The 20,057-nt window shown below is 65.1% G+C and carries 21 protein-coding genes; 7 read left to right on the top strand and 14 right to left on the bottom strand.

Annotated features, from left to right (window positions below; translation table 11 throughout):
- Nucleotides 1-5: 5 nt before the first annotated feature.
- The 6 genes from A3AC_RS0102135 to A3AC_RS0102105 form a co-directional block, all read right to left on the bottom strand.
- Nucleotides 6-335 carry a hypothetical protein gene (locus tag A3AC_RS0102135; RefSeq protein ID WP_025596843.1) on the bottom strand — a complete coding sequence of 110 codons (330 nt, stop codon included), beginning with the start codon at nt 333-335 and terminating at the stop codon, nt 6-8.
- Nucleotides 336-345: 10 nt separating this feature from the next.
- On the bottom strand, nt 346-1,113 hold the full coding sequence (locus tag A3AC_RS0102130) for an AraC family transcriptional regulator (RefSeq protein ID WP_025596841.1): 768 nt from the start codon (nt 1,111-1,113) through the stop codon (nt 346-348).
- Nucleotides 1,114-1,274: 161 nt separating this feature from the next.
- A complete protein-coding gene (locus A3AC_RS0102125; RefSeq protein WP_025596839.1) occupies nt 1,275-2,555 on the bottom strand; it encodes an FAD-dependent oxidoreductase in 1,281 nt (426 codons plus the stop codon).
- A gap of 426 nt (nt 2,556-2,981) precedes the next feature.
- Complete coding sequence (locus A3AC_RS0102115) at nt 2,982-3,257, bottom strand: 2Fe-2S iron-sulfur cluster-binding protein (RefSeq protein ID WP_025596835.1); 276 nt, start codon at nt 3,255-3,257, stop codon at nt 2,982-2,984.
- Entirely contained in the window at nt 3,250-4,377 is a 1,128-nt protein-coding gene (locus tag A3AC_RS0102110; RefSeq protein ID WP_025596833.1) for an NAD(P)/FAD-dependent oxidoreductase, read from the bottom strand. The genes A3AC_RS0102115 and A3AC_RS0102110 overlap by 8 nt, the downstream gene beginning before the upstream one ends.
- The gene (locus A3AC_RS0102105) at nt 4,374-5,330 is read right to left on the bottom strand and encodes a 4-hydroxyproline epimerase (RefSeq protein WP_025596831.1); all 957 of its coding nucleotides are present in this window, start codon (nt 5,328-5,330) and stop codon (nt 4,374-4,376) included. Before A3AC_RS0102105 ends, A3AC_RS0102110 begins: the two co-directional genes overlap by 4 nt.
- A 379-nt stretch (nt 5,331-5,709) precedes the next feature.
- On the opposite strand from A3AC_RS0102105, the gene A3AC_RS0102095 reads away from it, so the two are divergent.
- Nucleotides 5,710-6,615, top strand: a complete 906-nt coding sequence (locus A3AC_RS0102095) for a dihydrodipicolinate synthase family protein (protein ID WP_025596829.1) — start codon at nt 5,710-5,712, stop codon at nt 6,613-6,615.
- 15 nt (nt 6,616-6,630) lie between these two features.
- Here A3AC_RS0102095 and A3AC_RS0102090 read toward each other — a convergent pair whose 3' ends face one another.
- Nucleotides 6,631-7,350 carry a response regulator transcription factor gene (locus A3AC_RS0102090; RefSeq protein WP_025596827.1) on the bottom strand — a complete coding sequence of 240 codons (720 nt, stop codon included), beginning with the start codon at nt 7,348-7,350 and terminating at the stop codon, nt 6,631-6,633.
- A 392-nt stretch (nt 7,351-7,742) separates the two neighbouring features.
- Here A3AC_RS0102090 and A3AC_RS0102085 point away from each other — a divergent pair, with 392 nt between their 5' ends.
- Both A3AC_RS0102085 and A3AC_RS0102080 read left to right on the top strand, forming a co-directional pair.
- On the top strand, nt 7,743-9,044 hold the full coding sequence (locus A3AC_RS0102085) for an MFS transporter (RefSeq protein WP_025596825.1): 1,302 nt from the start codon (nt 7,743-7,745) through the stop codon (nt 9,042-9,044).
- A gap of 161 nt (nt 9,045-9,205) precedes the next feature.
- The gene (locus tag A3AC_RS0102080) at nt 9,206-10,672 is read left to right on the top strand and encodes an MFS transporter (protein WP_025596823.1); all 1,467 of its coding nucleotides are present in this window, start codon (nt 9,206-9,208) and stop codon (nt 10,670-10,672) included.
- A 340-nt stretch (nt 10,673-11,012) separates the two neighbouring features.
- Here the strand turns inward: A3AC_RS0102080 and A3AC_RS0102075 are convergent, their stop codons facing one another.
- From A3AC_RS0102075 to A3AC_RS0102055, 5 genes are all read right to left on the bottom strand, one after another.
- Nucleotides 11,013-11,285: a hypothetical protein gene (locus A3AC_RS0102075; RefSeq protein WP_025596821.1), complete on the bottom strand. Its 273-nt coding sequence runs from the start codon at nt 11,283-11,285 to the stop codon at nt 11,013-11,015.
- Nucleotides 11,286-11,355: 70 nt separating this feature from the next.
- On the bottom strand, nt 11,356-11,787 hold the full coding sequence (locus A3AC_RS0102070) for a DoxX family protein (RefSeq protein ID WP_025596819.1): 432 nt from the start codon (nt 11,785-11,787) through the stop codon (nt 11,356-11,358).
- A 158-nt stretch (nt 11,788-11,945) separates the two neighbouring features.
- Nucleotides 11,946-12,410 (bottom strand): RbsD/FucU family protein, encoded by a 465-nt coding sequence (locus tag A3AC_RS0102065; protein ID WP_025596817.1) that lies wholly within the window; start codon nt 12,408-12,410, stop codon nt 11,946-11,948.
- A gap of 100 nt (nt 12,411-12,510) precedes the next feature.
- Nucleotides 12,511-12,777 carry a hypothetical protein gene (locus A3AC_RS28950; RefSeq protein ID WP_035474465.1) on the bottom strand — a complete coding sequence of 89 codons (267 nt, stop codon included), beginning with the start codon at nt 12,775-12,777 and terminating at the stop codon, nt 12,511-12,513.
- A 49-nt stretch (nt 12,778-12,826) separates the two neighbouring features.
- On the bottom strand, nt 12,827-13,195 hold the full coding sequence (locus tag A3AC_RS0102055) for a nuclear transport factor 2 family protein (RefSeq protein ID WP_025596813.1): 369 nt from the start codon (nt 13,193-13,195) through the stop codon (nt 12,827-12,829).
- A gap of 148 nt (nt 13,196-13,343) precedes the next feature.
- On the opposite strand from A3AC_RS0102055, the gene A3AC_RS0102050 reads away from it, so the two are divergent.
- From A3AC_RS0102050 to flhC, 4 genes are all read left to right on the top strand, one after another.
- Nucleotides 13,344-14,228: a helix-turn-helix domain-containing protein gene (locus tag A3AC_RS0102050; protein ID WP_232231879.1), complete on the top strand. Its 885-nt coding sequence runs from the start codon at nt 13,344-13,346 to the stop codon at nt 14,226-14,228.
- A 219-nt stretch (nt 14,229-14,447) separates the two neighbouring features.
- The gene (locus A3AC_RS0102045; RefSeq protein WP_025596809.1) at nt 14,448-15,674 is read left to right on the top strand and encodes a YeeE/YedE family protein; all 1,227 of its coding nucleotides are present in this window, start codon (nt 14,448-14,450) and stop codon (nt 15,672-15,674) included.
- Between the two features lie 524 nt (nt 15,675-16,198).
- Complete coding sequence (gene flhD / locus A3AC_RS0102040; protein WP_006052742.1) at nt 16,199-16,519, top strand: flagellar transcriptional regulator FlhD; 321 nt, start codon at nt 16,199-16,201, stop codon at nt 16,517-16,519.
- A gap of 14 nt (nt 16,520-16,533) precedes the next feature.
- On the top strand, nt 16,534-17,103 hold the full coding sequence (gene flhC, locus A3AC_RS0102035; RefSeq protein WP_013342731.1) for a flagellar transcriptional regulator FlhC: 570 nt from the start codon (nt 16,534-16,536) through the stop codon (nt 17,101-17,103).
- 179 nt (nt 17,104-17,282) lie between these two features.
- Here flhC and A3AC_RS0102030 read toward each other — a convergent pair whose 3' ends face one another.
- Together A3AC_RS0102030 and A3AC_RS0102025 are read right to left on the bottom strand one after the other, a co-directional pair.
- Nucleotides 17,283-18,611, bottom strand: coding sequence for an Nramp family divalent metal transporter (locus A3AC_RS0102030; RefSeq protein ID WP_025596806.1), 1,329 nt, complete (start codon nt 18,609-18,611; stop codon nt 17,283-17,285).
- 58 nt (nt 18,612-18,669) lie between these two features.
- Nucleotides 18,670-19,872 (bottom strand): acyl-CoA dehydrogenase family protein, encoded by a 1,203-nt coding sequence (locus A3AC_RS0102025; protein ID WP_025596805.1) that lies wholly within the window; start codon nt 19,870-19,872, stop codon nt 18,670-18,672.
- Nucleotides 19,873-20,057 lie beyond the last annotated feature (185 nt).

Raw genomic sequence — 20,057 nt, 5'->3', positions numbered from 1 at the left:
CACGCTTACGCCTGCCATACGCCGTATCCCGCTTCGCGTAGTCCAATCGCCAATTCCACTTCCATGTCCTGTGCGCCGCGATACGGCATGGGATTGAACACCTCGTACAGTTCAGGCAAGAGGCGCAAGCCGTAGTCGCGCACGTAGCGATTCGCCTGAATGCCGGCCTTGTGCCGGTCAAAGCGCAGATCGGGATCGAGCCCGGTCATCCCCACATACACGCACGGCTTGTCGAACCGGTAGTCAGGATTTGCGCGACGAAAGCGCGCCTCGTTCCAGACCTTGTCGTCGAGCGCGACGACGTACACGTAATAGTGATGCTTGCGGCGAACCATAAGCCAAGGTTCAGTTTGTTGACGTGCCGTGCAGCAGCATCCGGTATTCGGTCGGCGTGACGCCGACAGTCGCCTTGAATTGCCGCGTGAACGCGCTGTGATCGGTATAGCCGCATAGCGCGGCGACGTCGGTGACCTTGTCGTGCGAAAGCAGCAGCGCGGTGGCGGCATCGAGCCGCGTTTTCAGCAACACCTGGCGCGGCGTCAGATGAAACACCTTGTGGAAATAGCGCTCGAGCTGCGCGACCGACATATCCGCCATTACGGCCAGCTGCTTCAGGTTCAACGGCTGCACGTAGTTTTCCTGGATGAACTGCACCACCGCCGCGAGCCTGCTGTAGGCGGGATGGCTACTTTCGTCCGCTCTCAGATCGCGTGAGATGCCGGCCAGCCCGATAACCTTTCCCGCCGCGTCGCGCAGCGGCTGCTTGCTCGTCAGACACCAGCCCGGCTGACGTCCCGGATAAAGGTGCAATTCGAGCTGATCGATCATCTGATTGCCGACGTGAATGACGCCTTCGTCCTGTGCCGTATAAATGCGGCCGAAGCGGCGCGGGAACACGTCCTCGGCCGTCTTGCCGAGGAGCGCTGCCTTCTCCTTGAAACCGCAGCGCGAAGCGAGCGTGCGGTTCACGAGCGCGTAGCGCGCGTCGGCGTCCTTCACGAAGAACACGACGTCGGGCAGCGCGTCGAACACCGGCTCCAGCTGCCTGAAGTGCGACAGCATGCCGGACAACGTTGTTTCCTCAGGTGAGAACGGATGAGCCAGCGTGTTCATCGTGCGGGTCCCGTGGGTCCGAGCCGTTTATGAGAGCATGCGCAAGCGCTGCATGCGTCGGCGCCTGGCTGTGTGGTCGTTTGATTCGCGGTGCATGCGCCGTCGATTATAAAGCCCACATTCGCCGCCAATAAGCGCACCTTGGCGACGATTCGCGCGCGTTATTCGGCCCTCGGCCGCTGGGCGCCCGCTGCCATCAGCGTGCCGATCTGCGCGGGACTGAACGGCGGACGCGGCGCCGCCGGAGGCCAGCCGAAGTACACGTTCGCAGCGGTCCCGCACACTTTCCCCTGGCAGGCGCCCATTCCGCAGCGGGTATGCAGCTTCGCGTCCCGCCAGCTGTTGAACACGCGCACTTCGCCGACGCTGACGTCCTCGCAACGGCACAGCAGCGTGTCGTCGGCGGGCGGCGTGCGCGCGGCCGGCTGCAACGCGAAAGCCGTTTCGACGCTAGCCGCGAAGCGCCGCCAGCGCGCCCGTTGGGCGTGCAGTGCGCTGCAATCCCGCGTTGCGCCGCTCGCCGCCAGGCCGGCGAGTTCGCCTTCGACCGCAGCCAGTTCCGCGCCGCCCACACCGGTGCACTCGCCGGCCGCGAATACCCCGTCGACGGACGTGTGCTGCGCGCCATCGACCACAATGCCGCCCTTTTCGTCGATCGCACAGCCGAGAGCTTGTGCAAGCGTGACGTTCGGCACAAGCCCGAAGCCGCACGCGACGCGCTCGCAATCGAGCGTGACACGGTGCTCGCCGCGCAGAATCGTGACCTGTTGGACGCGGCCCTCGCCGCGCGCCGCCTCGACCATGCTGCTGGTCCAGTACTGCACGCCGGCGAAACCGCGCGTCATGCTGATGGCCTGCCGCAACTTCGCCGGTTCACGCAGCAGCGACGCGCCAAAGCGCGCGACATGCGCGGCCGGCGCCTGCTCGACCACCGCGAGAACCCGCGCGCCAGCGGCGCGCGCGGTGGCCAGTGCGGCGATCAGCAATGGACCGCTGCCCGCAATCACAACCCGCTCGCCGCGCACCGGCATGCCGCCCTTGATCAGCGCCTGAAGCGCACCCGCGCCGGTCACGCCAGGCAAGGTCCAGCCGGCAAACGGCAGCAAGCGCTCGCGCGCGCCGGTCGCGAGAATCAGCCGCGTGTACGTGATGCACACGCCGCCCTGTTCTGCCGATTCAACCAGCAGCCCGCGCGGCGCAAGCGGAGCGACGACGCGCGTCGACGGAAAACGGCTGACGTTGCCGCGGAGGTTCAACTCGGCAAGCACAGTTCGTAGCGGCGCCTGCTGCAAGCCGCGCGGACCTTGACGCCAGATCTGGCCGCCGGCGCGCGGGTTGTCGTCGAGCAGCGCGACGCTCGCGCCTTCGCGCGCCGACGCAAGCGCGGCATGCAGGCCGGCCGGGCCGGCGCCTATTACGATGACGTCGAAGTGCTGGGTCACGATGGGTCCGGCTTTACTTGTTGCATGACGTGCGGCTCGACGCAGAGGCACGGGGGCGGAGTCGCGGGGGAGCGGTGAGCCTCGCGAGTGCGTGCGTTGGGGGTGGCGAGGCCGTTGAGATTCCGTGCGGCGTGCGTGGCCAGGCCGTTGAGACTTCGTGCGCCGCGGCTGGCGAGGCCGTTGAAACTTCGTGCGTCGTGCGTGGCCAGGCCTTTGAGACTCCGTGCGTTGCGGGTGCCGAGCCCGCCGAGCCGCCGTGCGTCGGCGTTGGCGAGCCCGCCGAGCCGCCGTGCGTCGGCGTTGGCGAGCCCGCCGAGACTCCGTGCGTCGCGCGTCGTGGGAAAGGCATCAAGACTCCACGCGTCGCGCGCGCCCACGCCGAGCACGGCTGACCAGCCTGCGTGGACACACTCCCAAACTCGCACCTCATCGCGTCTGCGCCTTCTGCGTGCGCACCCTCTGGCCGTCGCGGCAAAGCGTCTGGCACGCCAGCGCATGCGCGCGGCCGTCTATCGTCACGCGACATTCCTGACAAACGCCCATGCCGCAGAACGCGGCACGCGGCTCGCCGCGCACGGACACGCGCGTGCCGCTCGAGGCGCCCGCGAGAACCAGCGCGGCCGCGACCGTCGTGCCGGCGTCCACTTCGATAGCGACGCCGTCGATGCTCACGCGAATGCGCGCCCTGCCGCTCTCACTCATGCGTCACCTCGTGCGCGAACCGGCCCGGCAGATAAGGTTCGACAGAAATCGCCGCTGCATTGCCGACGATTTGCGCGGCAAGCAGCTTCGCCGTCGCAAGCGAGGTCGTCACGCCCAAACCCTCGTGACCGACGGCAAGCCACACGCCGGGAGCACGATCGCCGGCCGGACCGATCAGCGGCAAGCCATCCGGCGAAGCGGCCCGAAAACCGGTCCATGCGCGAATGCCGTTGAGTTGCGGCAGCATCGGCAGATAATGCGCCGCGCGCTTCAGCATGTGCGCGAGCACAGGCATTTCGACGGCGGGGTCTGTGGTGTCGAACTGGCGCGACGAGCCGATCAGCACTTGTCCCGTGGTGCGCGGTTGCGCATTGAACGCGACGGATGTGCCGCTCGCATGGTGCGCGCTCCTGATATACCCGAGCTCAAGCAGTTGATGATGGATCAGTTCGGGATAGCGGTCGGTGATCAGCAGGTGGCCTTTCTTCGGCTGCAGCGGCAGCGCCGGTATCAGCTCGCGGGCGCCCATGCCGTTCGCGACGATCACGCGCGCCGCGCTGCACCGCTCGCCGTTTGCCAACGTCGCGCTGCCCGCGTCGACGGAAACGACTGGCGCGCCGAGCCGCACGCTGATATTTGTGCACGCGGGCGATTGAGTCAGCAGCCAGTCGGCAGCGGCCGGTGCGTACACGATACTGTCGTGCTCGATGCGCAATCCGCCGACAAGCGACGCAGCCGCCGCCGGCTCAGCTTCGCGCAGCGCAGGCGCGTCGAGCAGTTGCGCCGCAACGCCGTGCGCCTGATAAGCGGCATGCATGGCGCGGGCGGCTTGCCATTCTTCGTCGTCGGCGGCCAGCCACAGCGTGCCGCAGCGCGAGAACGCATCACGCGCGCGCAGCTGGGGCGCGAGTTCCAGCCAGAGCTCGCGCGAATAGAGCGAGAGCGCCAGTTCCGCGGGCGAGTCGTTCATCACGACGATATGGCCCATGCCGGCCGCGGTCGCGCCACCGCCGATACCTTGCGCGTCGAGCACCTCGACGCGCATGCCGAGCGCGGCGAGTTCGGCCGCGCACGCCGCGCCCACGATGCCCGCGCCGACGATCAAGGCATCCGCCGTCATGCCGTGCGGATGCCCCATGCGAACGGATCGCGCTCGTCGAAGCAGAGGCGTCCTTCCGCCGTGACATGCGCATGTCCGGTGATGGTCGGAATCACGCGGACGCCGTCGCCCGCATGCCGATAGCTCGCCTCGAACACGCTGCCGATAATGCTCTCCTGCCGCCACCGCGCGTTTTCGGCGAGCTTGCCGTCCGCCGCGAGGCACGCCACCTTGGCGCTAGTGCCCGTGCCGCACGGCGAGCGGTCGTACGCGTTGCCCGGACAGAGCACGAAACTGCGGCTGTCAACGCCATCGCGCGAGCCCGGCCCGAACAGTTCGATATGGTCGATCAGCGCGCCGTCCGCGCCGGTGATGCGTTGCTCGATGAGCGCGTCGCGAATCGCGGCGCTGAAGGCCGTCAACTCAGGAATGCGCGCCGCCTCGAGCGCATGGCCATGCTCCGCGACAAGAAAGAACCAGTTGCCACCCCAGCCGATATCGCCCGTCAGAACGCCATGACCGGGCACGTCCACTTCGACGGCCTTGCGATAGCGGTACGCCGGCACATTGCGCACCGCCACGCTGCCATCTTCGTTGAGCGTGGCTTCCACGACACCGACGGGCGTCTCGATCCAATGACGCCCCGGCCCGATCCGTTCCATATGCGCAAGCGATACCACGAGGCCGATCGTGCCGTGCCCGCACATGCCCAGATAGCCGACGTTGTTGAAAAAGATCACGCCGGCCGCGCAGGACGGGTCGTCGGGCTCGCAAAGCAGCGCGCCGACCACCACGTCTGAGCCGCGCGGTTCGGTGACGATGCCGGCACGCCAGTCGTCAAACTGGCTGCGAAAAACCTCGAGCCGTTGCGCGAGCGTTCCGCCGCCGAGATCCGGGCCGCCGGACACGACGAGGCGGGTCGGTTCACCGCCGGTGTGGGAGTCGATGATATTGAGCGTTTTCATGACGCACATGGTAGGAACGGCGCACGCCCGAGTCTTGGTGCGCCTGCGCGTGGATTGTGACGATTCCGGCATAGGCGGCGAATTGCTAAGCGGCGTGTTGCCAGGGCCCGCGATATTGTGTTCGGCGATGACGACGCCTCGCGTCAGGAGTTCGCGAGCATGGGCGGCTGCGGGTCCTGCAATACGCTGCACTGGACTTACAGCCGATCTGCACGGCACTAGCCGCGCAGTTGCAGCGGTCCGGTAACCAGAAGCGGCGGGAAGTCCGGCGCGGCGGACCTCATCGGCATTGTGCCGAAATCGTCACCCACCGCGCGCGATTCGCGCAAGACGGCGGCATTTTCGCTGCTTACACTGCGCTTTACTCATCACATTCGGGAGAGCAGTCGTGGCGCATATCTGGAAAGGCGTATTGCCGGCGGTCACCACCAAGTTCAACGCGGATTTCAGCATAGACCGCGCGTGGACCGCCAGGAATATCGAAGCGCAGATCGACGCGGGCGTGGACGGCATCATCGTATGCGGGTCGCTCGGCGAAGCATCCACGCTCTCACTCGACGAAAAGCTGCAGGTGCTCGACATCGCCGTAGAAGCGTCGCGCGGCCGCGTGCCGGTGCTTCTGACGATCGCAGAAAACAGCACGCTCGACGCCTGCCGCCAGGCCGAAGCCGGCAGCCGCCGCGGCGCCGCCGGTTTCATGGTGCTGCCGGGCCTGCGCTACCTGTCGGACCGGCGCGAGACGCTGCAGCATTTTCGCAGCGTCGCCGACGCGAGCGCGTTGCCGCTCATGATCTACAACAATCCGCTTGCGTACGGCGTGGACATGACGCCCGAGATGTTCGCGGAGATCGCCGACGAGCAGAAGATCGTCGCGATCAAGGAATCGTGCGGCGACGTGCGGCGCGTGACCGATCTGATCAACGCGGTCGGCGACCGCTTCGCGATTCTGTGCGGCGTCGACAACCTCGCGATGGAAGCCATGCTGATGGGCGCACATGGCTGGGTGGCCGGTCTCGTGTGCGCGTTTCCGCATGAGACGGTGGCGATCTACAGGCTGCTGAAAGCCGGACGGCTGGAAGAAGCGCGGGCGATCTACCGCTGGTTCGCGCCGTTGCTCGCGCTGGACGTATCGCCGAAGCTGGTTCAGAACATCAAGCTCGCCGAAACGATGGTGGGACTCGGCACGGAGCCGGTGCGCCCGCCGCGCCTGCCGCTAGTGGGCGATGAGCGCGCGGCTGTTGAGGCCTTGATCCGCAGGTCGCTCGAAACGCGGCCGGAATTGCCGCGCCTCTGAGCGCGCGCGAAGGCTTCAGGCCGCCTGCTGTGCATGCACGGAATCGTCGTGACGCAGATGCAGCAGCTTGTAGCCGCTCTTATATACCGGCTGCAGGCGAAACTCGTTTTGCGGCTCGATTTCGAGCAGCAGACGCAGCCGCGACACATGGCTGTCGATGGTGCGGGTGAACTCGCGGAATTCGCGCCCCCACACCATCGCGAAGATGTGGTCGCGCGACATCACGCGGCCGATGTTCGAAAAGAACAGTGAAGCCAGCCGGTACTGCGTGCCGGACAATGCGACCGGCTGGCCGCGCAGCATCACGATCTGGCGATGCGTGTCAAAGCGGTACGGGCCCACGTCGAAGCTCGCGGTGCCGAAGCGCTCCGGATAGGCGCGCCGCAGCAGGGCCGACACGCGTTCGCGAAACTCCGCCGGGCGCAGCGGCAGCGCGACGTAGTCGTCGGCGCCGTTGACGAACGCGCGTACCGTGCTCTCCTCCGACGTCTCGCGCGACACGAAGATCACCGGCACGCGGTCGCCGCCGACCGCGCGCGCCGTTCTCAGCACCTCGGTGCCGGACAGACGGGTGCCGTGCCAGTCCAGCACCAGCAGATCAACCGTGGATCGGGCCAGCGCTTTCGACATGGTCAGGCCGTCGTCGTAGCCCGCGCAGGTATGGCCGGCAGCCGTCAGGACTTTTTCGATCGACAGACGCACGACGGGATCGCGTTGGAGTATGGCAATACGCATGGGATAGCTCTTAACAATGGCGTGGACGCGATTCTCGAAGGCCCACCGTCCCTATCCCATAGGATCAATCCTAATTTAGCGACTGCTCAGACGAATCCGTTCGACAAACGGCCAACGGACTACAACGGCCTACGCCTGCCCCCGCGCGCCGTTGTCCGGGAGGACCCAAGCGCGGCCTCGGGGGAACTTTCCCAATCTAATTAAGCACTTCCCGAAACAGCTCGCTTCGATCCTGTAAAATCGCACGCTGGCTTCTTTCGTCATCGCGCCGCCCTACCCGGGCCGGCGCGCCGGTGTCCCGCGCTCTACCCAGCCGTTTCCACACTTCTCGCCGACGACCGCCGTTTTTCCACGCCACACGTGGTTTTCCCATTCAAGACAACGACATAGCAATGCAAGCGACAAATCTGGGTGGAGCGCAGGCTGTCACCCCACGCCCGCTTGGGCGCAGCGACTATAAAACGCTCGGCCTCGCGGCACTGGGCGGCGCGCTCGAGTTCTACGACTTCATTATCTTCGTGTTTTTTGCGCCGGCAATCGGCCAGTTGTTCTTCCCGGCCGCGATGCCCGACTGGCTGCGGCAGGTGCAGACCTTCGGCATCTTCGCCGCGGGTTATCTGGCGCGGCCGCTCGGCGGCATCATCATGGCGCACTTCGGCGACCTGTTTGGCCGCAAGCGCATGTTCACGCTTTCCGTGCTGCTCATGTCCGTGCCGACGCTGATGATGGGCCTTTTGCCCACCTACGCCAGCATCGGCGTGATGGCGCCGGTTCTCCTGCTGTTGTTTCGCGTGATGCAAGGCGCGGCGGTCGGCGGCGAAGTGCCCGGCGCGTGGGTGTTCGTCTCCGAGCACGTGCCCGAGCGGCACGTCGGCTACGCGTGCGGCACGCTGACGGCCGGCCTCACGGCGGGCATCCTGCTCGGCTCGCTGATCGCTTCGGCGGTGAATCGCAATTTCGCGCCCGCGGAAATCGCCGATTACGCGTGGCGAATTCCGTTTCTGATCGGCGGCGTGTTCGGCATGTTCTCGGTTTACCTGCGCCGCTGGCTGCATGAAACGCCCGTGTTCGCCGAACTCAAGCAGCGCAAGGCAATTGCCGCCGAGGTGCCGCTCAAGGCCGTACTGCGCGATCACGGCCGCGCGGTGATCGTGTCGATGCTGCTCACGTGGATGCTGTCCGCCGCCATCGTCGTCGTGATCCTGATGACGCCGACGCTGCTGCAAAAGCAGTTTCATGTCGCGCCGGCCACCGCGCTGCTCGCAAACTGCGTGGCGACGCTGTGCCTGACGATCGGCTGCGTGATGGCCGGCTCGATTGCCGGCCGCGTCGGCGCGGGGCGCACGATTTTCATCGGCGGCCTCGCGCTGGCGGTGATCTACTACGAGATGTTCCGGCAACTCGCCGTCGACACGTCCGCGCTCGTGCCGCTGTACGGCGCAGCGGGCCTTTTCGTCGGCGTGATCGGCGCGATTCCGTTCGTCATGGTCAAAGCCTTCCCGCCGGTCGTGCGTTTCTCAGGCATCTCGTTTTCGTACAACGTCGCGTATGCGGTGTTCGGCGGACTCACCCCGATTGCCGTATCGCTGATGATGAAATCCAACCCGATGGCCGCGCCGCTGTACGTCGGCGCGATATGCGTGCTGGGCGCACTGACCACGCTGTTCATCAAGGACGCGCCGAAAAAGCGCTGATCCGGCGCTTGCGGGTCGTGACGCGGACGGCGCGCCTTCGGGCGCGCCGTTTTGGTTTTCATTTGTGCCGGCGCGGGCCGCTGCCGCCCGCCTTTCGTCCGACATCGACACTTCACGCCGCCCCGAAACATCGCGCGCCGTATCGGCCTACGATGTTCAGCATGAACTCCTTGAAAACATCCGTTTCGCCCGCCCTCGGCCGCGTGCTCGCGACTGTCAGCGTGGGCTTCGTCGTCACGCAGCTGGACGTGACCATCGTCAACATCGCGTTGCCGGAGATCGGCGCGAATCTGCACGCGAATGTCGCGGGCCTGCAATGGGTCGTCGACGCCTACACGCTCGCCTTCGCGGTGCTGATGCTGTCGGCCGGCGCGCTGGGCGACCGCTTCGGCACGCGCCGGCTGTATGCGGCGGGCATCGTACTGTTTGCGCTGGCCTCGCTCGCCTGCGGGCTCGCGCTCGACGCGCCCATGCTCGTCGCGGCGCGCGCGCTGCAAGGCGTCGGCGCGGCCGCGATGCTGCCGAATTCGCTGGCGCTGCTCAATCAGTCGTATGGACACGATCCGAAACTTCGCGCCCGCGCGGTCGGACTGTGGACCGCCTCTGGCGCGATCTCCATCGCGGCCGGCCCGGTGGCGGGCGGCCTGCTGATCGCGGCCTTCGGCTGGCGCAGCATTTTCCTCGTCAATCTGCCGATTTGCGCAGCCGGCTTTCTGGCGACGCTAGTGTGCATACCGCGCCCGCAAGGCGCTCGCCCCGCCTCGCCGGACGCCGTGAAGACCGACGCAAACCCGCGCAGCATCGATCTGACCGGCCAGTCGCTCGCGGTAATCGCATTGACCGCGTTTGTCGCCGCAGTGATCGAATGGCGGCCGCTCGGACTGAGTCATCCGCTCGTCACGGGCGGCTTCGTGCTGGCGGCGCTCGCGGGCGGCGCGTTCGTCGCGGTCGAAGCTCGGGCGCGCGCGCCGATGCTGCCGCTCTCGCTCTTTAGCAAGCGCAGTTTCAGCGCGGCCGTGCTGTTCGGCATCTGCGTGAACATGACCTATTACGGGATGGTGTTCGTGCTGAGCCTGTACCTGCAGCGGGCGCGCGGCTACACGCCGTTGCAGGCAGGCCTCGCGTTTCTGCCGTTGACGGGCGGGTTTCTCATTTCGAATGTGGCGAGCGGCTGGGTAGTCGGACGCTTCGGCGTGCGCGTGCCGATGATCGCCGGCGCGGTCACCGCCGGGCTCGGCTACGGCCTGCTGCATTTCGTCGATGCAAACACGCCGCTGATCGGCTTGCTGCTGCCGTTCCTGATGATTCCGTCCGGCATGGGGCTCGCCGTCCCGGCCATGACGACTGCCGTGCTTGCATCGGCGGAAGCGCGGCTGGCGGGCACGGCCTCGGCGGTGTTGAATACCGCGCGTCAGGCGGGCGGCGCCGTGGGCGTGGCAGCATTCGGCGCGCTCGCCAGCGGTTCGGCGCCGACGCAGATTGTCGCGGGCATGCAGGCGGCGACCGCGATCTCGGTCGGTCTGCTGGTGTTCGGCGGGGTGATGAGTTGCCTCGTGCATCCGCAGCCGCATTCGTCGACGCCGGCCAGGCGCGAAGCGGATTCTGTTGGGGTGGGCAATTCGCGGTGAGATGGGCCGGTTGTAGCTTGCCGGTTGTAGCTCGCCGGTTGTAGCTCGCCGGTTGTAGCTTGCCGGTTGTAGCTCGCCGCTTGTAGCTCGCCGGTTGCCGGCTGTGGCTTGTGCGGGTTGCGGTTGGCCGGTTACGCCTCTGCCGGTCGCGCAATTGCCGCCTGCGGTCCGCGTGCCGCGCGTCTGCCGCCCGGGTCCTTATCCGCCTCGCCGTGCCGTCCGTCCCCTTGCGACCCGCGCAAAAAAAGACCCCGGCGGCTCAAGGCCACGGGGTCGTCAACGGTAGGTCAAGCGGCAAATCCGGACCGCCACGCGCCTGGCATGTGAAGGCGCCAACGCGCTACAGCGCCGCCTCCTGAATCGTGCCGGTATTGATCGCGGCTTCGATCAGCCCTTCGTTTTGCGCCTTGGCGATGGCATCCGCGATCAGTTTTTCCGGCTCCTCGATTTCGGCCTTGATCGTGCCGAGGAACCCGGAGGCATCCAGAACCACCAGCGTTTTCGCGGAATCCGCGAGGCTGATTATCACGCGATGCGGCGTGGGCCCCTCGCCAAGACTCGCGCACAACTGCAGCACCTTGCCGCCAATGGATTGCTCGAAACTTTGAATCATATGTGCTCCCTTGATTGCAGCCGAATACGACAGCGAGGCAAAACCGGCGGGCTCGTCGGCCAAGCCGCGCTCAGAGGCCTAGCCCGCCGCGCGGCGCGCGGGCGCCGTCGATACTGATGCGCCCCGCGCCGGTCACGAACAGCAGCAGAAAACCACCGGCTATACCGATGTTTTTCCAGAAATGGATCACCATGTCGCGCTGCAACGCGGCCTCGGTCACGTTCCAGAAATCGTGGCCCAGCACGGCGGCGGCCACCGTGTATACCGCCATGATGAGCGCGAGCGGCCGCGTCTTGAAGCCGACCACCAGCAGCAGGCCGCCCAATGCCTCGACCACCACGCCGATGGGCGCGGCGATCTGTACGAACGGTACGCCCTTCGAATGCAGATAGCCGACAAAACCCGCATAGCCCAGCAGTTTCATCACACCGCCCCACAGGAACAGAACGGCGAGCGCAATACGCGCGATGAGAATAACGCCGGAATCGACGGGACGCGTCATGAGGTGCTCCTATAGATGAATAAGCAGCAGACCCGGCCGCAACGCCGCAGTTCCCGGATCTGCCTCCGAGCATATGTGGATTGCCGGCGCTTTCCAAGGCGGGCAAGCGCCTGATCGCCCCCGGATGACGCTCGCTGACGCAATGCGGGGGCGTCAGACTACGAACGCGGCGCGTCCGGCGCGAGGAGAACGCCCTTTGTGAACACGAAGCAGCCGTAACCGCGCTCTTCGCCCGTCGCAATCACGCAGTAGGCGTTGCGCGCGCGCTCGTAAAACGCGAAGCGCTCAATGGACGCAAACGACACCTCGCGGCCTTCAGCGGCATTCACCTCGATCTGCGCCTCGCGCTGCACCGCGGGAATGGTATGCGGCTCGCCAACCACTTCCATGCGCGACGCCGGTTGTTCGATGAACGTATCCAGCGGCATGACCGAGAGCACGGCGCGGACCGCACGCGGCGCGCTGGCGCCGTCCATACGAAGCAGCTTGCCGAGCACTGTGGAATGCGCGACGGAGTCGCCGGGAAAATTGGCGTCGCAAATCACGAGTTCGTCGCCATGACCCATGGAGCGTAGTGCATGCAGGATGTCGGCGTTGAGCAGGGGATCGAGATTTTTTAGCACTGTGTCTCCATGCAAGTTGCTTGCGGTTATTCGAATCGATTGCCTTGAACGCAACATGGCAAACGATTGTAGCAAGCAACGCCGCGCGCTTCGGCGAGATTCAATGTGCCGCGCAAGACCCGCTGGACACGCGCCGCAGGTTGGCGCGACAGCGCCACCGCAACCAGCCGATCACCGCGAGCAGCATCAGCCCGGTGCCGCCCAGCACCGGTTCGCGCCAGCCGAGCAACGCGGTGAACATGAACGCGCGCGCGCCGGCCAGAAGCGCAAAGCTGGCGATTGCGCCGCAGAGCGCGTCGAGGGCGTGTGCGAATCGCGCGAATCCGCGCACAGGCGAATGAGCCGTGACGCCAACGGGTTCGGGCATGATGGCCTCCGTGAAAGGTTGTCGGTGGCGATGGTGCCGGCGGTGAGCCTCAAGCCCCTGCGGGCACCTGATCCAGGAAGCCGGTCACCGTCTGCAGACGACCGTGCGCGTCGACCATGCCGAAGTCGGATCCCTTGACGATCGCCTCGCCGGCTGGCGTCACCAGTTCCCATGAAAAGCGCAGGCGGTTGCCGAAACCGTCGACGTCGGTTGAGCGTCGAAACGTGTGGCCGGCAAAGCGCTCCTGCACCGCGCGGATCATCGCGTCGATACCGTCGTGGCCCGAGCCGGTCATCAGCGGATCGCGGTAGTCGGCGTCGCTTGCCCAGGTCGATGCGATCAACTCGCGGCGGCGCGCGCCGTCGGTCTCGTTCCATGCGTCGAAATAACGGTCGATCAGATTGGTATGCGCGTTCATCTCCTGCTCCTTTGACTTGAATGAGCGCTACGCTCGGCACACGGGTCGGGTGCGGCGGGCTCGGAGTGAAGATTCACGGTTTGCGCGACGTGAGTCGATTACGTCACAGGTAATGGATTGCCGCGGCGCTTTGGCTATCATCGGCGGCATGAACACACTTTCTCTTACGCAAGGCGCTCCTGCCGCGCCATCCACGGCTAGCCGCAGCGTCGGCGATCTGCTGCGCGAATGGCGCCAGCGTCGACGCATGAGTCAATTGCTGCTCGCCGCCGAAGCCGACATTTCGACGCGGCATCTGAGCTTTGTCGAATCCGGCCGCGCGATGCCGAGCCGCGAAATGGTGATGCATCTCGCCGAGCGCCTCGACGTGCCGCTGCGCGCACGCAACGCGCTGCTGGTCGCAGCAGGTTACGCGCCGCTGTTTCGCGAGCGTCCGCTGTCGGATCCGCAACTGAGCGCCGCGCGCGAGGCCGTCGAACTCGTGTTGAAGGGCCACGAGCCGTATCCCGCACTTGCCATCGACCGTCACTGGACGATCGTCGCCACCAACAATGCGCTCACGCCGCTGCTGGCGGGCGCCAGTCCCGATTTGCTGAAGCCGCCCGTCAACGCGTTGCGCCTGAGCCTGCATCCGGATGGCATCGCTTCGTCGATCGTCAACTGGCACGCGTGGCGCGAACATGTACTTGCGCGGCTGCAACGGCAAATCGACGTAAGCGCTGACGACACGCTCAGCGCCTTGCGCGACGAACTGGCCGCCTACCCGCCCCCGGCCGGCGCCGAAGCACCGGACGCCGGCGACAGCCCGCTCAACCAGATCGCGGTACCACTGCGGCTGCGCACGCCGCTCGGCGTACTGTCGCTTTTGAGCACGACGACGGTGTTCGGTACGCCGGTGGACGTGACGCTGTCCGAACTCGCGATTGAAGCGTTCTTTCCGGCTGATCCGGAAACTGCGGCAGTCTTGCGGGATTCCGCGGGGAAGCAGCGCGCGGACGGGGCCGCCGTCGAACAGACAGCTGGCGGCGCCTGAGGGCGTGCTCGTCTGCGCGATCAGGCGCTACGTGCTATCTTTTTTGATTCACATCGCTTATTCGCCTCGGTTGAGGGCTTGGGCTGAGGGCCTCGACTGAAGGCCTCGACTGAAGGCCAAGCCTGAGCGCCTGGCGTGAGCGTTTGCCCCAGCGCCCAGCCCCATCGCGAAACAACACCCGCAAGCCATCACCACGCGCGGCCCGTCCGCCCATTCATCATGTCCGACCTCTCGACCTCCCTCTCCCGCCGCCCGCTCCGCCGCTTCGATCTCAACTGGAAACCGCTTGCCGCGGCGCTTCTACTCATCGCGCTGGGCGCCGTCTACCTGGCGCAAGCGGTCAGCGGCCGTCAGGCCGCGCTGTATATAGTCGGCGCGCTGCTCGGCATGTCGCTTTATCACGCGGCGTTCGGCTTCACGTCGGCCTGGCGCGTATTTATCGCCGACGGCCGCGGCGCCGGGCTTCGCGCGCAAATGCTGATGCTCGCCATAGGCGTCGTCCTGTTCTTCCCGACGCTGGCCTCGGGCAGCCTGTTCGGGCATCCGGTCGTCGGATTGGTGGCACCCGCCGGCACCTCCGTGCTGGTCGGGGCTTTCATGTTCGGCGTCGGCATGCAGCTCGGCGGCGGTTGCGCGTCGGGCACGCTCTACACGGTCGGCGGCGGCAGTACGCGGATGATCGTGACGCTCGCGGCATTTGTAACCGGCTCGGTCGTGGCGACCGCGCACATGCCGTTCTGGACCGCACTACCGTCGTTGAAGCCGCTGTCGATGGTCAATACGCTCGGCGCGGGCGCCGCGATTGCACTGAATCTGGCCATTTTCGCGGCCATCGCGGCGCTGACCGTATTCGTCGAACGGCGCCGGCACGGACGCCTCGTCAACGAGCCCACGCGAGCGCCGCGCGCCTCGCCGTGGCTGCAAGGGCCGTGGCCGCTCTTTGTCGGCGCGATCGCGCTCGTGCTGCTCAATTTCGCGACGCTCGCGCTGTCGGGCCGCCCGTGGGGCGTCACGTCCGCGTTCGCGTTGTGGGGCGCCAAGCTCTTTGCCGCGCTAGGCGTGGACGTCGCCAACTGGCCGTACTGGGCGACCCGAGCAAACGCGGGCGCGCTCGCAGCGCCTGTTACACATGACGTCACCACGGTGATGGACGTAGGCATCATCCTCGGCGCAATGGCCGCCGCGGCACTCGCCGGGCGTTACGCGCCGGTCTGGAAGGTGCCGGGGCGCTCGCTCATCGCGGCGGTGGTCGGCGGCCTGATGCTCGGCTACGGGGCGCGCCTCGCCTACGGTTGTAACATCGGCGCCTACTTCAGCGGCATTATCTCGGGAAGCCTCCACGGCTGGCTGTGGCTCGTCGCCGCTTTTGCTGGAAACGTGCTCGGCACGCGTCTGCGGCCCGCCTTCGGGCTGGAGGTCGAGCGCGTGCGCAGCACCGGCTGCTGATCCTTACCCATAAGTTACAAAGTACCTCTGTTTGTAACTGGGTCCACTTCACCCAGTTACAACTCCGATTTGTCCCCAAAGCGCGAAAAGAATGCGGTATTAATTACACGACAGACATTGGGGTTTCCCTTTCTCGTTCATTCAGTCTTATTTACCGGTTGTGTGCACAACCAATGGCTGTTGCGCGGACGAGACGCCGAGGCGCCCACCCACAAGGGTTTTCATGGACCAAACGAGGCCCCTACGTGGCCGAAAACCCACGTAGCATGCTCTATTACAGGCCTGTGAAATTGTTACCGAAATTTGATGCATCTTTTCGATATATTTTTTCGAGAAGGGATTGATTTCTTGTTTTACCCTTCATACAATTCGTCCCAAGCTGTTACGAAATGTAACGCGATGTATCAAATGGTCGCCATCTGTAAGGGGTGACCCGTAGCCGAAGGACAACGTTTTCGGCGAGGCACAAGAGACATAACGGCGAAAAGCCGACTTAGTAATTCGGGGCTTCGGAAACAGAGAAAATGGACCGTAGCAGCGAGACGCTGGACTCAATCCGCGAGATTAACCTGTCGTACATCATGCTCGCGCAACGCATGTTGCGTGAGGACAAACCGGTCGGCATGTTCCGCCTCGGCTTGTCGTCGGAACTGGCTGATCTGCTTGCCGGGCTGTCGCTCGCGCAGATCGTCAAGCTGGCCTCTTCCGATCAGCTTTTGTGTTTCTTCCGCTTCAACGACCACTCGATGTTGTCGGCGTTGACGCAAACGACGAAGCACACCGCAGTTGCACCGACTCACGCGGCCATCCTGCTTGCAGGCCAGCCCGCCGAGCAATTTGCCTGATCGAGGTGACCGCGATGCAAAAGCGTAGCCTGACGGAAGACGCACAAGAAGTTTTTCGCGCCATCGCGCTGATCGAACTGGGCGCGCGCATGCAGGTGCTGGAGAGCGAGTTGACGCTCTCGCGCGATCGCATGATCCGCCTGTATCGCGAGGTGAAGGGCGTATCGCCGCCCAAGGGCATGCTGCCGTTTTCGGCGGACTGGTACATGACGTGGCTTGCGAACATTCACGCGTCGCTGTTCTATAACACGTACCTGTTCCTGAAGAACGAAGCGCGCTGCTCGCATCTCGACGCGCTCACGAAGGGATATCGGCTGTATCTGGAGCACTGCAAGCACAGCGAAACCGAACCGGTGCTGGACTTGACGCGCGCCTGGACACTGGTGCGTTTCTTCGACGCCGACATTCTGCAGTTGACGAAGTGCTGCCGTTGCACCGGCAAGTTCGTCGCGCACAAGCACGATCTGCAGCACAACGTCGTGTGCGGCGCATGTCAGCCGCCTTCGCGCGCCGGCAAGACGAAGAAGGCCGCGGCCGCTCGCCAGGAAGCAATCGAAGCAACCCAGGTCGCCGAAGCCGCCTGATAGAGGCGACTCGCCTCACTCGCGATGACGGCTGGTCCCCCGATTCGTACCGAAGCCTCAAAGAAAAGTCCGCTCAGAACGATTTCTGCGCGGACTTTTTTGTTTGATCCTGTGTTGCGTGACGCTGCTTGGTTGTTTCAGGCGGCACGTTGCAATCGACCGCGCGACGGCAACCAGTGTCAGTCCACCAGTCCCACCGTCTGAAACACCAGCCAGAGATTCGCCGCGGTAATCACCGCAAACAGCGACCACGCGACGATTTGCGTGACAAGCGTATTCGCGAACTCGCCCATCAGCGAACGGTCGCCCGTCATGCGGATCAGCGGATAAAGCGCGAACGGCAATTGCAGGCTCAATACCACCTGGCTCGCGACGAGCAGCTTGCCGACCGCCCCGTTGCCGAGCATCTGCACGCCGACCAACGCGGGAATCAACGCGAGCGCGCGCGTGATGAAGCGCCGCTGCCAGCAGGGAATCTTCAGGTTCAGGAAGCCCTCCATGATGACCTGCCCCGCCACAGTGCCGGTGAAGGTCGAACTTTGCCCCGATGCAAGCAGCGTAATCGCGAACAGCACTGCCGCGAAGCCGGTGCCGACAATCGGCGCGAGCAGCCTGTAGGCGTCTTCGATTTCGGTGACCTGGTCATGACCGGTCGCATGGAAGGCGGCGGCCGCGAGAATCAGGATCGCCATGTTGATCATCAGCGCGAGCAGCAACGAAACAATGGTGTCGATGCGCGACATGCCGATTGCGGAGCCAATGCTCGCGGAATCCCGTTTGACAGCGCGCGTCTGCACGATCGACGAATGCAGATACAGGTTATGCGGCATAACAGTCGCGCCGAGAATGCCGATCGCGAGATACATCGGCTCGCGGGAATTCAGCGCCTGCCACGACGGAATCAGCCCTTGCGCCACCGACGGCCAATGCGGCTTCACCAGCGCGAGCTCGACGATATAACCAACGCCGATGGTCGCGATCAGCCCGAGCATGATTGCTTCGAGATCGCGGAAGTTCTTGCCCTTGAGGCCCAGTACGATGAGCGTGTCGAATGCCGTGAGCAGCACGCCCGTAGTGAGCGAGCACTTGAAGAGCAGGTGGAAGGCGAGCGCGCCGCCGAGCACTTCCGCGAGATCGCACGCGATGATCGACAACTCGGCCAGCAGCCATTGAAATCGCGCGACGGCCGGCGAATAGCGCGCTTTGGACAACTCGGCCAGATCGCGACCCGTGACGATGCCAAGACGCATGCTCAGACATTGCAGCGCCATTGCCGCGAGACTCGAGAGCATGACCACGAACAGCAGGCTGTAGCCGTAACGCGAGCCGGCTTCAATGTCGGTCGCCCAGTTGCCCGGGTCCATATAGCCGATCGAAACCAGCAGGCCTGGACCCGCGAACTGCAGGATCTTTTTCCAGAAAGGCGCGCCTTGCGAGACGGCGACCGAGCCTTGCACCTCGGACGGGCAAAAAGGCGCGGTTGCGGTGGTCGGTAGTTTGAACTGCAATCCGTGAGTCTCTTGAGGATGGATGAAACAGCGCAGACTGGCTGCGCCGCGGACCGCCTCAAGTGTACAAAGAAACCTCCGGCAATGTTCCGCTCAGTGCATAACGGCCGACGTCGCGTACGCGATAGTCGAGCGGATCGTGCAGCGTGTGCACGCGTGCGTTGCGCCAGAAGCGGTCGAGTGCGAGCGGCCCGTGCGTTGCACGCGCGCCGCAGGCATCGAACAGTTTTTCGCTGACGTCGAGCGCCGCGCGGTGCGCGACGATTTTCGCTTCCGAAGTGGCGAGCGCCACATGCGCACGCGCCTCGGCGGAAAGCGACGGGCCTTCGCGCCACGCGGCATCGAGCGCCTGTGCCGCGCGTACCGCCAACGCCTCGGCGCTCACCGCCTGGATGCGCATTTCGCCGAAGCGCTGGATCAGATACGGATCGTCGGTGGCCCTGGTCACGCCCGAGGTCAGCCACGGTTTGCCGTTCTGCGTGACATACGCACGCGCTTCCTCCAGCGCGCCTTGAGCAATGCCGACGAACAGGTTCGTCATCACCTGCTGCGAGACGAGCGTGCGCAAACTCGCGTACGGTGTATCGGCGCGTTGCAGCACTTCGTCCGGTTCCACTCTGACCCGCGTGAAAGAAACGCTGCCGCTGTCGGTCTGCCGCTGGCCGATCGGATTCCAGTCCTCATTGACGATGATGCCCTCGCGCGCGGTCGGCACCGCTGCAAATATGGTGGTGCCGGACAGTGGGTCCTGCGCGGAAACGGTCATCATTTCCGAGCCGCGCGTGCCTGAGCAAAAGCCCTTCTCGCCGTTCAGAAGATAACCGCCGTCGTCAGTTGCGGTTGCAACGAGCCGCGTATCCAGCGGATTCACCGCATTGCCCCACCACCAGCGCTCTTTCACTGTGCCGCTCAGGTAGCGCTCACGCTGCGCGTCATTGCCCCACACATAGATGCTCACTTCCTGCAAAAACGTGAAGCCGAGCAGATGCGCGAGCGCGCTGTCGACTCGCGCGATCTTGCGAATGATCTCGTAGATGTCCGGCCACGACGCGCCTTCGCCGCCGAATTCGCGCGGCACGGCAAGCGTGAGCAAACCGGCGTCGGCAATCCACTGTTTTTCCTGCGCGGCGTGGCCGCCGGCCAGATCGCGTTGGGCGGCGCTTTCATGCAATGCTTCAAGCAAGCCGGCGAGATCGCGCGCCGCCGGCACGGCGGACGCCTCGCGCGTGTGCAGCGCGCCGGCGTGACCAGAATCGTTCATGCTGTATCCACGTGATGACGTTTCGAGGACGAACAACCAGAGCAGACCGGACGAGCGCGGCGAAAATCGCGCACGCGTCGTCAGCAGGTTTCATGATAGGCGGTGACGCCATCAACCGATAGGAGCGGCGCTATTCGTCATGCGAAAGCGCGCCTTGGCGGCCGACGTCGGATCAGCGCACATGG

The sequence above is a fragment of the Burkholderia sp. WSM2230 genome (assembly GCF_000472445.1).
In the GTDB taxonomy this organism is placed as follows: domain Bacteria; phylum Pseudomonadota; class Gammaproteobacteria; order Burkholderiales; family Burkholderiaceae; genus Paraburkholderia.
This window is presented reverse-complemented; position numbering and strand designations above follow the sequence as displayed.

Bases quoted from the DNA above. Each gene is read 5' to 3' on its own strand.
- A3AC_RS0102135 (WP_025596843.1), bottom strand. From the start codon at position 335: ATGGTTCGCCGCAAGCATCACTATTACGTGTACGTCGTCGCGCTCGAC.
- A3AC_RS0102130 (WP_025596841.1), bottom strand. From the start codon at position 1,113: ATGAACACGCTGGCTCATCCGTTCTCACCTGAGGAAACAACGTTGTCC.
- A3AC_RS0102115 (WP_025596835.1), bottom strand. From the start codon at position 3,257: ATGAGTGAGAGCGGCAGGGCGCGCATTCGCGTGAGCATCGACGGCGTC.
- A3AC_RS0102110 (WP_025596833.1), bottom strand. From the start codon at position 4,377: ATGACGGCGGATGCCTTGATCGTCGGCGCGGGCATCGTGGGCGCGGCG.
- A3AC_RS0102105 (WP_025596831.1), bottom strand. From the start codon at position 5,330: ATGTGCGTCATGAAAACGCTCAATATCATCGACTCCCACACCGGCGGT.
- A3AC_RS0102090 (WP_025596827.1), bottom strand. From the start codon at position 7,350: ATGCGTATTGCCATACTCCAACGCGATCCCGTCGTGCGTCTGTCGATC.
- A3AC_RS0102085 (WP_025596825.1), top strand. From the start codon at position 7,743: ATGCAAGCGACAAATCTGGGTGGAGCGCAGGCTGTCACCCCACGCCCG.
- A3AC_RS0102080 (WP_025596823.1), top strand. From the start codon at position 9,206: ATGAACTCCTTGAAAACATCCGTTTCGCCCGCCCTCGGCCGCGTGCTC.
- A3AC_RS0102075 (WP_025596821.1), bottom strand. From the start codon at position 11,285: ATGATTCAAAGTTTCGAGCAATCCATTGGCGGCAAGGTGCTGCAGTTG.
- A3AC_RS0102070 (WP_025596819.1), bottom strand. From the start codon at position 11,787: ATGACGCGTCCCGTCGATTCCGGCGTTATTCTCATCGCGCGTATTGCG.
- A3AC_RS28950 (WP_035474465.1), bottom strand. From the start codon at position 12,777: ATGCCCGAACCCGTTGGCGTCACGGCTCATTCGCCTGTGCGCGGATTC.
- A3AC_RS0102055 (WP_025596813.1), bottom strand. From the start codon at position 13,195: ATGAACGCGCATACCAATCTGATCGACCGTTATTTCGACGCATGGAAC.
- A3AC_RS0102050 (WP_232231879.1), top strand. From the start codon at position 13,344: ATGAACACACTTTCTCTTACGCAAGGCGCTCCTGCCGCGCCATCCACG.
- A3AC_RS0102045 (WP_025596809.1), top strand. From the start codon at position 14,448: ATGTCCGACCTCTCGACCTCCCTCTCCCGCCGCCCGCTCCGCCGCTTC.
- flhD (WP_006052742.1), top strand. From the start codon at position 16,199: ATGGACCGTAGCAGCGAGACGCTGGACTCAATCCGCGAGATTAACCTG.
- flhC (WP_013342731.1), top strand. From the start codon at position 16,534: ATGCAAAAGCGTAGCCTGACGGAAGACGCACAAGAAGTTTTTCGCGCC.
- A3AC_RS0102025 (WP_025596805.1), bottom strand. From the start codon at position 19,872: ATGAACGATTCTGGTCACGCCGGCGCGCTGCACACGCGCGAGGCGTCC.